Source organism: Escherichia sp. 20412-1, assembly GCF_003027595.1.
Classification (GTDB): Bacteria; Pseudomonadota; Gammaproteobacteria; order Enterobacterales; family Enterobacteriaceae; genus Escherichia; species Escherichia marmotae.
The window spans coordinates 48,817-61,385 of record NZ_PYQM01000020.1 but is presented as its reverse complement, the minus strand read 5'-3'; the positions used below and the strand labels follow the sequence as shown (position 1 = coordinate 61,385).

General features: G+C 46.8%; 9 protein-coding genes. 6 read left to right on the top strand and 3 right to left on the bottom strand.

The features are described from left to right. From gsiC to C7B16_RS14680, 4 genes are all read left to right on the top strand, one after another. A complete protein-coding gene (gsiC, locus tag C7B16_RS14695; RefSeq protein WP_105224614.1) occupies positions 1 to 921 on the top strand; it encodes a glutathione ABC transporter permease GsiC in 921 nt (306 codons plus the stop codon). Positions 922 to 923: 2 nt separating this feature from the next. Further along, positions 924 to 1,835 carry a glutathione ABC transporter permease GsiD gene (gsiD, locus tag C7B16_RS14690; protein ID WP_016248520.1) on the top strand — a complete coding sequence of 304 codons (912 nt, stop codon included), beginning with the start codon at positions 924 to 926 and terminating at the stop codon, positions 1,833 to 1,835. Positions 1,836 to 2,012: 177 nt separating this feature from the next. Beyond that, positions 2,013 to 4,361: an EAL domain-containing protein gene (locus C7B16_RS14685; protein ID WP_016248521.1), complete on the top strand. Its 2,349-nt coding sequence runs from the start codon at positions 2,013 to 2,015 to the stop codon at positions 4,359 to 4,361. Positions 4,362 to 4,368: 7 nt separating this feature from the next. After that, positions 4,369 to 5,697, top strand: coding sequence for a GGDEF domain-containing protein (locus C7B16_RS14680; protein WP_001516061.1), 1,329 nt, complete (start codon positions 4,369 to 4,371; stop codon positions 5,695 to 5,697). Between the two features lie 46 nt (positions 5,698 to 5,743). On the opposite strand, the gene rimO is transcribed toward C7B16_RS14680, so the two are convergent. The 3 genes from rimO to C7B16_RS14665 all read right to left on the bottom strand — a co-directional run bounded on the left by rimO (position 5,744) and on the right by C7B16_RS14665 (position 9,769). Continuing rightward, positions 5,744 to 7,069: a 30S ribosomal protein S12 methylthiotransferase RimO gene (gene rimO, locus C7B16_RS14675; RefSeq protein WP_107179856.1), complete on the bottom strand. Its 1,326-nt coding sequence runs from the start codon at positions 7,067 to 7,069 to the stop codon at positions 5,744 to 5,746. Positions 7,070 to 7,196: 127 nt separating this feature from the next. After that, positions 7,197 to 8,432, bottom strand: a complete 1,236-nt coding sequence (locus C7B16_RS14670; RefSeq protein WP_001516062.1) for an oligosaccharide MFS transporter — start codon at positions 8,430 to 8,432, stop codon at positions 7,197 to 7,199. Positions 8,433 to 8,686: 254 nt separating this feature from the next. After that, complete coding sequence (locus C7B16_RS14665) at positions 8,687 to 9,769, bottom strand: LacI family DNA-binding transcriptional regulator (RefSeq protein ID WP_000849774.1); 1,083 nt, start codon at positions 9,767 to 9,769, stop codon at positions 8,687 to 8,689. 233 nt (positions 9,770 to 10,002) lie between these two features. Here C7B16_RS14665 and C7B16_RS14660 point away from each other — a divergent pair, with 233 nt between their 5' ends. Both C7B16_RS14660 and bssR read left to right on the top strand, forming a co-directional pair. After that, on the top strand, positions 10,003 to 12,057 hold the full coding sequence (locus C7B16_RS14660) for a beta-galactosidase (RefSeq protein ID WP_085448917.1): 2,055 nt from the start codon (positions 10,003 to 10,005) through the stop codon (positions 12,055 to 12,057). A 104-nt stretch (positions 12,058 to 12,161) separates the two neighbouring features. Further along, on the top strand, positions 12,162 to 12,545 hold the full coding sequence (gene bssR, locus C7B16_RS14655; RefSeq protein ID WP_000497146.1) for a biofilm formation regulator BssR: 384 nt from the start codon (positions 12,162 to 12,164) through the stop codon (positions 12,543 to 12,545). Positions 12,546 to 12,569: the final 24 nt, after the last annotated feature.

Sequence of the window (12,569 nt, the reverse complement as noted above, 5' to 3'; positions counted from 1 at the left end):
ATGCTTAATTACGTTATCAAACGCTTACTGGGATTGATCCCAACGCTGTTTATCGTCTCGGTGCTGGTGTTTTTATTTGTCCATATGCTGCCCGGCGATCCGGCGCGATTGATTGCCGGCCCCGAAGCCGATGCTCAGGTTATCGAACTGGTGCGCCAGCAACTGGGGCTGGATCAGCCGCTGTATTACCAGTTCTGGCACTACATCAGCAACGCCGTACAGGGGGATTTTGGTCTGTCGATGGTGTCGCGTCGTCCGGTTGCCGATGAGATTGCCAGCCGCTTCATGCCTACATTGTGGCTGACTATTACCAGTATGGTTTGGGCGGTGATATTTGGTATGGCGGCGGGGATTGTGGCCGCCGTCTGGCGTAACCGTTGGCCGGATCGATTGAGCATGACCATCGCGGTATCGGGGATTTCCTTCCCGGCATTTGCTCTGGGGATGCTTTTGATTCAGGTGTTCTCCGTTGAGTTGGGGTGGCTGCCGACTGTTGGTGCAGACAGTTGGCAGCACTACATTTTACCCTCCCTGACACTTGGCGCAGCGGTGGCGGCGGTGATGGCGCGTTTTACCCGTGCTTCATTTGTCGATGTCTTAAGTGAAGATTATATGCGTACCGCGAGGGCGAAAGGGGTGAGCGAAACCTGGGTCATCCTCAAACATGGGTTACGTAATGCGATGATCCCGGTGGTTACCATGATGGGCTTACAGTTTGGCTTCTTGCTCGGCGGCTCCATTGTCGTGGAGAAAGTCTTTAACTGGCCCGGACTTGGACGTTTACTGGTCGATTCGGTAGAAATGCGTGATTACCCGGTGATTCAGGCAGAAATTCTGCTTTTCTCGCTGGAATTTATTCTTATCAACTTAGTGGTGGATGTGCTTTACGCTGCCATTAACCCGGCTATCAGGTACAAGTAAGGATGCGATTATTTAACTGGCGACGTCAGGCGGTGTTAAACGCTATGCCACTGGTAAAACCTGACCTGGTACGTACACCGTGGCATGAGTTCTGGCGGCGTTTTCGTCGTCAGCATATGGCGATGAGCGCCGCATTGTTCGTTATCTTATTGATTATAGTGGCTGTTTTGGCGCGCTGGATCGCTCCTTATGACGCCGAAAATTATTTTGACTATGACAACCTGAATAACGGCCCCTCTTTGCAGCACTGGTTTGGCGTCGATTCACTGGGGCGCGACATTTTCAGCCGTGTCCTGGTGGGGGCGCAAATCTCGCTGGCGGCTGGCGTATTTGCGGTGTTTATTGGTGCGGCGATTGGGACGTTGCTGGGCTTGCTGGCAGGATATTATGAAGGCTGGTGGGACCGACTGATCATGCGCATTTGCGATGTGCTGTTTGCGTTTCCCGGTATTTTGCTGGCTATCGCTGTTGTCGCGGTGTTGGGAAGTGGCATTGCTAACGTGATTATCGCCGTCGCTATTTTTTCCATTCCGGCGTTTGCCCGATTGGTGCGCGGCAACACACTAGTGTTGAAACAGCAAACCTTTATTGAATCAGCACGCAGTATTGGTGCCAGCGATGTGACTATTTTGTTGCGTCACATCTTACCGGGGACAGTCTCTTCCATCGTCGTGTTCTTCACCATGCGTATTGGCACCTCGATTATTTCCGCCGCCAGCCTGTCGTTTCTCGGCCTTGGCGCGCAGCCGCCGACGCCAGAGTGGGGGGCGATGCTCAATGAAGCGAGAGCGGATATGGTTATCGCGCCGCATGTGGCGGTTTTTCCGGCACTGGCCATTTTTCTGACCGTGCTGGCTTTCAACTTGCTGGGCGATGGTTTACGCGATGCGCTGGACCCCAAAATTAAAGGATAATCACGGTTGAATATTGCTTGAAAGGGTTATCACCTCGCAGGAAATTATTGCCTGAAGCAAGTGTTGTAACTTTTTGCTGATTTTGTAGAATCTGGTCATTTAGTTAAAAAGTCGCTGTGGGGAACAATTTATGCAGCGGCACAGCGTACTGGCAGTTATTTTGTTAAATGTATTAACATGCTGAGTTTATACGAAAAGATAAAGATAAGGCTGATAATTTTATTTTTATTGGCTGCGCTGTCATTTATTGGTCTTTTTTTCATCATTAACTATCAGTTGGTATCGGAACGTGCGGTAAAACGTGCCGATAGCCGCTTTGAACTTATTCAAAAAAACGTTGGCTATTTCTTTAAAGATATTGAACGTTCGGCCCTGACGTTAAAAGACTCACTCTATTTGTTGAAAAACAGTGAGGAGATTAAACGTGCTGTTATTCTGAAAATGGAAATGATGCCATTTTTAGATTCAGTGGGACTGGTGCTGGATAATAATAAATATTATCTTTTTTCGCGGCGGGCGAACGATAAAATCGTTGTTTATCATCAGGAAAAGGTTAATGGGCCGCTTATCGATGAGGCGGGGCGTGTTATTTTTTCCGATTTTAACCCGTCGCAACGTCCGTGGTCTGTATCCTCGGATGGCTCTGACAGTAGCTGGAATCCGGCATACAATTGCTTTGATCGCCCGGGTAAAAAATGTATTTCTTTTACGCTACGAATTAACGGCAAAGATCGTGATTTGCTGGCTGTTGATAAAATTCACGTCGATTTAAATTGGCGATATCTGAACGAATACCTTGATCAAATCAGCGCAACGGATGAAGTCCTGTTTCTGAAACAAGGTCATGAAATCATTGCCAAGAATCAACTCGCTCGCGAAAAATTGATTATTTATAATAGCGAAGATAGTTATAATATTATTGATTCTGTTGATATAGAATATATCGCAAGGAAATCGGCAGTTCCTAATAATCCATTGTTCGATATCTATTTTTATTATCCTACGGGGGATTTATTTAACGCATCAGACAAACTCTTTTATTTACCATTTGCTTTCATTATTATCGTATTGCTGGTGGTTTACTTAATGACCACCCGTGTGTTCCGTCGACAATTTTCCGAAATGACAACGCTGGTCAATACGCTGGAATTTTTACCCGACTCTGCGGATCAAATGCAGGCACTGAAAATTCGTGAAGGCGATGCAAAAGAGATTATCAGCATCAAAAATTCGATCGCGGAAATGAAAGATGCAGAAGTTGAGCGTTCAAATAAATTGCTCTCGCTGATCTCCTACGATCAGGAAAGCGGGTTTATCAAAAATATGGCGATTATTGAGTCAAACAATAATCAGTATCTGGCCGTTGGGATCATCAAACTGTGCGGACTGGAAGCCGTCGAAGCGGTGTTTGGCGTTGAGGAACGCAACAAAATCGTCAGGAAACTGTGTCAGCAAATTGCCGAGAAATACGCGCAATGTTGCGATATTGTGACATTCAATGCCGATCTCTATTTATTATTGTGTCGGGAAAATGTAGAGATTTTTACCCATAAGATCGCGATGATAAACGATTTCGACAGTAGCTTTGGCTACCGCAATCTGCGTATACATAAATCTGCCATTTGTGAACCTCTGAAAGGCGAAAATGCCTGGAGCTACGCAGAAAAACTAAAACTGGCGATTTCCAGTATCCGCGATCATATGTTCTCTGAATTTATTTTCTGTGATGATGAGAAACTCAGAGAAATTGAAGAAAATATCTGGATTGCGCGCAATATCCGTAATGCAATGGAAAAAGGCGAGCTATTTTTGGTCTATCAACCGATTGTTGATATTAATACCCGCGACATTCTGGGAGCTGAGGCGCTGTGCCGCTGGGTTTCAGCAGAGCGGGGGATAATCTCGCCGCTGAAGTTTATTGCTATCGCCGAAGATATCGGTTTTATCAATGAACTGGGTTATCAAATTATTAAAACGGCGATGGGGGAATTCAGACATTTTAGCCAGCGTGCGGAACTGCAGGAAGGTTTCTTACTGCATATTAATGTTTCGCCCTGGCAGTTAAACGAGCCACACTTTCATGCGCGTTTTACAGCTATTATGGAAGAACATGAGCTGAAAGCGAATAGCATCTGTATTGAGATCACTGAAACAGTGATTGAACGTATTAATGAACATTTTTATCTCAATATTGAACAACTGCGTCAACAAGGAGTACGGATATCGATTGATGACTTTGGTACAGGTTTGTCAAACCTGAAGCGTTTTTATGAAATTAATCCTGACAGCATAAAAGTAGACTCGCAATTTACCGGCGATATTTTCGGCACTGCGGGAAAAATTGTACGCATTATCTTCGACCTGGCCCGCTATAACCGGATCCCGGTAATTGCAGAAGGTGTTGAGAGCGAAGAGGTTGCGCGTGAATTAATCAAATTAGGGTGTATTCAGGCCCAGGGGTATCTATATCAGAAGCCGTTGCCATTCTCTGCCTGGGACAAAAGTGGAAAGTTAGTAAAAGAGTAGTTTAGGTATGTCCAGAATCAATAAATTCGTACTTACAGTCAGTCTGCTGATTTTTATCATGATTTCAGCAGTTGCCTGCGGGATCTATACCCAGATGGTAAAAGAACGGGTGTATGGCCTGAAACAGTCCGTTATTGATACTGCTTTTGCGGTGGCAAATATTGCCGAATATCGGCGCAGTGTGTCAATTGATCTCATTAACACGCTTAATCCGACTGAAGAACAACTGTTGGTTGGCTTGCGCACAGCTTACGCTGACTCGGTTTCACCTTCTTATTTGTATGATGTTGGTCCTTATCTGATTTCCAGCGACGAGTGTATTCAGGTTAAGGAGTATGAAAAAAATTATTGTGCAGATATTATGCAGGTTGTTAAGTATCGGCATGTCAAAAATACGGGGTTTATCTCTTTTGACGGTAAAACCTTCGTCTATTATCTCTATCCGGTTACTCACAACCGCAGTCTGATATTTTTGCTTGGGCTGGAACGATTTTCGTTACTCTCAAAGTCGCTGGCAATGGATAGCGAGAACCTGATGTTCTCTTTATTCAAAGGTGGCAAGCCAGTTGTTGGGGATGAATATAACGCGAAAAATGCCATCTTTACTGTTTCGGAAGCGATGGAACACTTCACTTATTTACCAACGGGGTTGTATGTCTTTGCTTATAAGAAGGATGTCTATTTTCAGGTTTGTACTTTAATTATTTTCTTTGCCGCATTAGTGGCAGCGATATCGGGGATAAGTTGCATGTATCTGGTACGCAGAGTCATTAATCGTGGCATCGTTGAGAAAGAAGCTATCATTAATAACCATTTTGACCGCGTGCTGGATGGTGGGCTTTTCTTCTCGGCGGCGGATGTCAAAAAACTCTACAGCATGTATAACTCAGCGTTTCTTGACGACCTGACGAAAGCAATGGGCAGAAAATCTTTTGATGAAGATTTAAAAGCCCTGCCGGAAAAAGGTGGCTATTTGTGCCTGTTTGACGTCGATAAATTCAAAAACATTAACGATACCTTCGGGCATTTGCTGGGCGATGAAGTGTTGATGAAGGTAGTGAAAATTCTCAAATCACAGATTCCGGTAGATAAAGGCAAAGTCTACCGCTTTGGCGGCGACGAATTTGCGGTGATTTATACCGGTGGTACTCTGGAAGAGTTGCTATCAATACTAAAAGAAATCGTCCATTTCCAGGTGGGGAGCATTAACTTAAGCACCAGTATCGGCGTGGCGCATTCAAATGAATGTACTACCGTTGAACGGCTGAAAATGCTGGCAGATGAGCGGCTGTATAAAAGTAAGAAAAACGGCAGGGCGCAGATTAGCTGGCAATAATGCTTATTAGCAGGCCGGGCGGGTAATTTGCCCGGCCTGACATTAATTAAACCCGACTACCCCACAAATCGTACTCATCGGCGTGTTCGACTTTCACACGCACAATATCACCCGGCTTAACGTTGGTTTCACCATTGAGATAAACCGCGCCGTCGATTTCCGGTGCATCTGCCATGCTGCGGCCAATCGCGCCTTCTTCGTCCACTTTGTCGATGATCACCAGAATTTCACGACCCACCTTCTCCTGCAGACGCTCGGCGGAAATCTGCTGTTGCAGTTGCATGAAGCGGTTCCAGCGTTCTTCTTTCACTTCTTCCGGAACCTGGTCAGGCAGGGCATTGGCATCAGCACCTTCAACCGGGCTGTATTTAAAGCAACCAACGCGATCCAGACGAGCTTCTTTCAGGAAATCGAGCAGCATCTGGAAATCTTCTTCCGTCTCGCCAGGGAAGCCGACAATAAAGGTTGAGCGCAGTGTCAGTTCCGGGCAAATTTCGCGCCACTGTTTAATGCGCGCCAGTTGGCGATCTACAGAACCCGGACGCTTCATCAGTTTGAGAATACGCGGGCTGGCGTGCTGTAACGGAATATCCAGATATGGCAGAATTTTGCCTTCTGCCATCAACGGGATGACGTCATCCACATGCGGGTAAGGGTAAACGTAGTGCAGGCGCGTCCAGATCCCCAGTTTTGATAGCTGTTCGCACAGGCTGACCATGCTGGTTTTTACCGGTTCACCGTTGTGGAAGCCAGTGCGGTGTTTTACATCAACACCATACGCGGAAGTATCCTGGGAGATCACCAGAATCTCTTTAACACCCGCATCAACCAGACGTTTCGCTTCACTTAACACTTCGCCAATCGGGCGGCTCACCAGATCGCCGCGCATAGACGGAATAATGCAGAAGGTGCAACGATGGTTACAGCCTTCGGAAATCTTCAGATAAGCATAATGACGCGGTGTCAGCTTAACACCTTGCTCCGGCACCAGGCTCAGGAATGGGTTGTGTTTCGGTTTTGGCACGTAGTGATGAACGTGTTCCAGAACCTGCTCGTAGCTATGAGGGCCGGTGATTTCCAGCACTTTTGGATGGACTTCGCGGATTTGATCTTCTTTCGCCCCCAGACAACCGGTCACAATTACCTTGCCGTTTTCATTCAACGCTTCGCCAATGGCTTCCAGTGATTCTTGCACCGCACTGTCAATAAAGCCGCAGGTGTTGACGATCACCATATCTGCGTCGTCATAGCTCGGTACTACATCATAACCTTCAGTGCGCAGTTCGGTCAGAATGCGCTCTGAATCGACGAGGTTTTTCGGACAGCCGAGGGAAACAAAGCCGATTTTCGGCTGGGGAGTTACTTTGCTCATAGCTTAAAAAATATTCAGTTACAGGAAAGGTCAGGGCAGGGATTCTACAGAGTTCTGGATAAAATTTGTATCGCAATCTGGTCAACCGGTGAGGAAAGCGCCCCAAATAAAGGGGCGCAAATGAGGATCATGCTACAGAATTTTCAGTTAGCGTCTCCGTAGGCTGGCTGCTGGATTTGTCCCGCAGCGTAAAGACCGAAATAAGCGTGAAGCAACCGGCAATAGCCCCCAGGATTAGATAGGTTTCAGCAAAGCCAATGGTGTCATACAGATAGCCTGCAATGGGTGAATAGATTGCTGTGGCGATGGATGCCACAAAAAGCACTAGCAGGTAGACCGTTGAAGAGAGTTTATGATCAAAGTTAGCCGCGATAAATTTAAACACAGACACCAGGATCAGTGGTTTTTCGATGGCGTGCATCATTTTAACGGCTGCAATCCACACCGGTCCCAGTTGGATTGCAGAACCGGCAATGCGTAACGACATAATGGTTCCGGCAATCACTAACGCCCATTTTGCACCAGTGCGGTTAACAAACCACGGCATCAGGCAGAGAAATAAGGTTTCTCCGCAGACCTGAACAGAAGCCAGAATTCCGTACCAGCGATTGCCTTCTTCTGGTGTCGGAAATTGCAGCGAAAAATACTGTGCGAACTGTTGATCGTAGGTGTCATAAATTTGTGTTACGAACAGAGTGAACATCAATAAAAACCAGAACTGACTATTTTTTGCCAGCTCAAGGGCATGGATGGCTTTCAGCGAATTGGTTTTTTCAATTTCGGCCTCGGTAAGTTCGATTTTGGTAAACATAAAGCAGATTGCGGCGATCACAATGGCGCAGCTTGCCAGCCAGAAAGAGAGATTAGGGTTGGTATCAATATATTTACCAACAATCCACGCGGCGGCGGCCCATCCCAGAGAGCCCCACATCCTTACGCGACCATATTCAAAATGATAACGACGCGAAACTTTATCTATCCAGGAATCCAGAACGCCACAGCCAGAATTAAAAATGATCCCCAGGTAAACGCCACCCAAAACAGCGCCCAGCCAGAAGTTATGAACCAGAAGCGGGGCATACACATAAATAAAGAATGGGCCTACGGGAAGTAATAATGCGACGAGGATCCAGATGAGTTGTTTCTTAAGACCAAATTTATCGGAGATGAAACCGAAGAACGGCTGCATTAATAACGCAATGAAAGCATTAACGGAATAAAGTAATCCTGTGCGTGTGGCGGTAATTTCCAGATGCTGTGTCGTCCATATGACAAAAAATGCCATCGTTGCCGACCAGGCGAAGAGGTACAGAAAATCGAAAATACTGAGCAAAATATAATTACGTTTACCGGGCAATAACATAGCCATATCCTCAATCACTGGCGTTGGGTCATTTACCGTTGGCACAGGCATTAGCTGTGCTTACTGGTTATTGTTTTGGTATGCATCTCCGGAAATGTCATACGTTAACAATTTCATTTTTACTCTGGCCCTGACATTGATGATTAGGCAATGTGTTAAACGAATGTTTGAGATTTACATCACATTTATTGCTGATAATAAAAAAGATTTAGCGAAATGGATCACTAAATCTTCTTTATGAGAACGTATTACTTTTATGCCTTGCGTGTTAGCTCATCTGCCAGCGTGCGAAGGTGTTCGGCAATATTCATCAGATCAGCCTGTGGTGAGTGCAGAGGGCCAGCAGAATTACGCACGACCAGACGGCTGGGAAGGATGGTTGAAGAGCGGAGCATAGCTTGTGCATCGTCCGGCTGTAAAATTTGTTGAACGGCAATTTTCCCTTGCAAATCAAAGTCGATTGCGACGGTCGTCAGTGAAGGTTCAAAAAACGCACTCTCATAGGTGTCGTCATAGCCAATGACAGAAATATCCTGCGGGATTTTACGTTTTTGTTGATGTAAGGCGCTTAACGCACCCAACGCCATCTGATCGTTCGCGATCAGAAGAGCGGTCGCCTGTGGCGTTTCACGTAGCATCTGTAATGTCGCCAGATAGCCGCTTTGAGCGTCCCAGCTACCGTAATGTATGGCCAGCGGTGTCAGTTGGAGTGAGGCGAGGGTATCGCGCCAGGTATTGAGTCGTAACCGCGCCGGTACTGAATTTTCAGGGCCAGAGATCAAGCAAAATTGACGATGCCCCAAGTCGTAAAGATATTTTACGCTGGCGCGTGCACCTTCTGCGGGATTAAAGGTGACGTTAAACACCGGGCTATAAGGGTCCACGTCGAGAAACAGACACAATACATCACTGTTTTCAGCAACCAGAGTTTCAGCCAATGCCGTTTCCAGGGGGGCGTTGATAATAATCTTTGTTACCCGTTGTGCTTTTAAGTCATTAACTGCAGCCTGAATACCTTTAATATCAACATCATCAATCATCGATATCAGCACCTGATATCCCTGCTCCCCGGCATATTTTTTTACCGCCGCCGCAATTTGTGAAGGGGCATGTAGGGCGAGTGAGGTGGTGACCAGCCCCACCGTTTTGCTCTCTTTCCCTACCAACTGTTGAGCTACGCGATTTGGAACGTACTTAAGTTCGGCAATGGCTTGTTCAATTTTTTGACGTGTTTTGGCAGACACGTTCGCTGAATTGTTAAGCACCCGCGACACTGTCTGATAAGAAACATTGGCATGACGAGCAACATCGGCAAGGGTTGCAGCTTTGGTTTTCATATTCGCCCCGGCTAAAAGATTTGTCACAGTATACCGCAGTGAATGTCATACGTATCACGCTCACGTATTTCAGCGCATGTCTGCCAAACCGTGGAGCCTGTTTGAATGGAAAAACGCGTAGTTGCTCACATTTCTACCGGACACTTCTTGCATAACGAAGCAATTAATTACTAGATGACAGCATTGTGAACGAATAACATTTTTTGTCTGTTTAAAACAATTCAGGAGTCAGCATGGACAAGCATCCACCGATCATCCCCACAGCCCCGTGGTTACTTCATGGTGCCGATTACAATCCGGAACAATGGTTACATGTCCCTGGGATCCTGGAGAAAGATATTGCCATGATGCAACAGGCTGGTTGTAACACCATGTCGGTGGGCATCTTTAGCTGGTCAATGCTGGAACCCACAGAGGGGGAATATCGCTTTGACTGGCTGGATGAGGTGTTGGATAAACTTCATGCTGGCGGGATCTCTGTCTTCCTGGCAACCCCGAGCGGAGCCAAACCCGCCTGGCTTGCAGCACGTTATCCAGAGGTTCTGAGAGTTAGCGCGTCACGCGAGAAAATGCTTCACGGCGGTCGCCATAATCACTGCCTTTCTTCGCCAGTGTATAAAGAAAAAGTGACGCAAATTAACCGTAAGCTGGCGCAGCGATACGCGAATCATCCGGCGGTTCTGGGATGGCATATCAGTAATGAGTATGGCGGTGAGTGTCATTGTAACGGATGCCAACAGGCGTTTCGCCATTGGTTGCAGACTCGTTACACCACTCTTGAGGCACTTAATCAGGCATGGTGGACAGGCTTCTGGAGCCATACATACAGTGACTGGTCACAAATTGAGTCACCTTCTCCATTAGGTGAGATGTCTAACCACGGCCTGAATCTTGACTGGCGACGCTTTGTCACATCGCAGGTAAAAGAATTCTATCAAATGGAAGTCGCGCCGCTAAAAGCAGAACGGCCTGAGTTACCCGCGACGACCAATTTTATGTGGTATTTCAATGATTACAACTACTGGTCATTAGCTGAGGTTGTCGATTTTGTAAGTTGGGATAGCTATCCCATGTGGCACAAACAGGAAGATGAACGCGCCGTAGCTTGTAAAACAGCGATGTATCACGATCTGATGCGTACCTTGAAAAATAAACCGTTCATTCTGATGGAATCCACCCCCAGCCAGACAAGTTGGCAGCCAACCAGCAAATTGAAAAAGCCGGGAATGAACATTCTTTCTTCTTTACAGGCCGTCGCTCATGGCGCAGATGGCGTGCACTATTTTCAGTGGCGTAAGAGTCGCGGAGCCGTGGAGAAGTTTCATGGTGCGGTGGTTGATCACGTCGGTCATCTGGAGACGCGTACCGGGCGCGAAGTTATACAGCTAGGGCAACGACTGGCACATCTTAAGCAATTGGTCGGGACGAAAACTCAGGCTAAAGTTGCCATTATTTTCGACTGGGAAAACCGCTGGGCGGTTAATGATGCTGCCGGGCCGCGCAATTGCGGTATCCATTACGAACAAACGGTAGTGGATCATTACCGACCTTTCTGGGAGCAGGGAGTGGCGGTCGATATTATCAACGCTGATTGTGATCTTACGTGTTATCAATTAGTTATCGCTCCAATGCTCTATATGGTTCGCGATGGATTTGCTGATCGTGCCCGTGCCTATGTCGAAGCTGGTGGCAATTTTGTCACCACTTACTGGTCCGGGATTGTCAATGAAACTGATTTATGTCACCTGGGCGGTTTTCCTGGCCCGTTGCGTGACCTGATGGGCGTGTGGGCTGAAGAGATCGATAGCCTTAATGATTATCAGCATAACGAAGTTATCTGCGAGCCGAATGCCTATGGATTGCAAGGTAAATGGCAGGCAAGGGAATTATGTGCGGTTATTCACGCCGAAGGCGCACAGGTTCTGGCGCGCTATGGTGAGGATTTTTATGCAGGTACACCTGCGTTAACGGTAAATCACGTCGGACAGGGACGTGCTTTCTATGTGGCTTCGCGTAATGATGCGTCATTTCATCAAGCGTTTGCTGCGATGTTGATCAACTCACTTAATCTTCCAAAAGCCCTTGCGACTGAACTTCCTGTTGGCGTTATTGCAACGCGTCGGACAGACGGCAATCAGGAATGGGTTTTTGTACAAAATTACACTGCTCATGTACAAAATGTGGTGCTTCCTGGTGCATGGCGAGTGGCGGAAACAGGCAAGGCTTGTTCACAAGAATTAGAACTGGCACCCTGGGGATGCGAGGTACTGGAAAGAGAAATAATGTAAATTATTATTAATAAGATGTGAAGTATTGATCCTTGACAGCACTTTGTTCAAAAAGTAGCCATACTATTTAATTGCACTAAGGCTGCAAAGAGGAGGATCGAAGTATGTTCGTTGACAGACAGCGAAGCGATCTGCTTAATCGGTTGAACGATGCTCGAGTTGACCTCGCCGCATATGTGCGACTGAGGAAGGCCAAAGGATACATGTCCGTCAGCGAAAGCAATCATCTACGAGATAACTTTTTTAAACTGAATCGCGAACTGCACGATAAATCGCTGCGGTTGAATCTTCACCTGGATCAGGAAGAGTGGAATGCTCTTCATCATGCTGAAGAAGCATTAGCGACAGCCGCAGTATGTTTGATGAGTGGGTATCATGATTGCCCAACTTTTATTACCGTCAACGCCGATAAGCTTGAAAATTGTCTGATGAGCTTAACGCTGAGTATCCAGAGCCTGGAGAAGCACGCCATGCTTGAGCAGGCCTGAAAGCTAAGGGGGAGAAGGCGTCTC

What these genes read in the sequence shown, in the direction of transcription:
- C7B16_RS14685 (WP_016248521.1), top strand. Translation starts at nt 2,013, where the DNA reads ATGCTGAGTTTATACGAAAAGATAAAGATAAGGCTGATAATTTTATTT.
- C7B16_RS14680 (WP_001516061.1), top strand. Translation starts at nt 4,369, where the DNA reads ATGTCCAGAATCAATAAATTCGTACTTACAGTCAGTCTGCTGATTTTT.
- C7B16_RS14665 (WP_000849774.1), bottom strand. Translation starts at nt 9,769, where the DNA reads ATGAAAACCAAAGCTGCAACCCTTGCCGATGTTGCTCGTCATGCCAAT.
- C7B16_RS14670 (WP_001516062.1), bottom strand. Translation starts at nt 8,432, where the DNA reads ATGTTATTGCCCGGTAAACGTAATTATATTTTGCTCAGTATTTTCGAT.
- C7B16_RS14660 (WP_085448917.1), top strand. Translation starts at nt 10,003, where the DNA reads ATGGACAAGCATCCACCGATCATCCCCACAGCCCCGTGGTTACTTCAT.
- gsiD (WP_016248520.1), top strand. Translation starts at nt 924, where the DNA reads ATGCGATTATTTAACTGGCGACGTCAGGCGGTGTTAAACGCTATGCCA.
- bssR (WP_000497146.1), top strand. Translation starts at nt 12,162, where the DNA reads ATGTTCGTTGACAGACAGCGAAGCGATCTGCTTAATCGGTTGAACGAT.
- gsiC (WP_105224614.1), top strand. Translation starts at nt 1, where the DNA reads ATGCTTAATTACGTTATCAAACGCTTACTGGGATTGATCCCAACGCTG.
- rimO (WP_107179856.1), bottom strand. Translation starts at nt 7,069, where the DNA reads ATGAGCAAAGTAACTCCCCAGCCGAAAATCGGCTTTGTTTCCCTCGGC.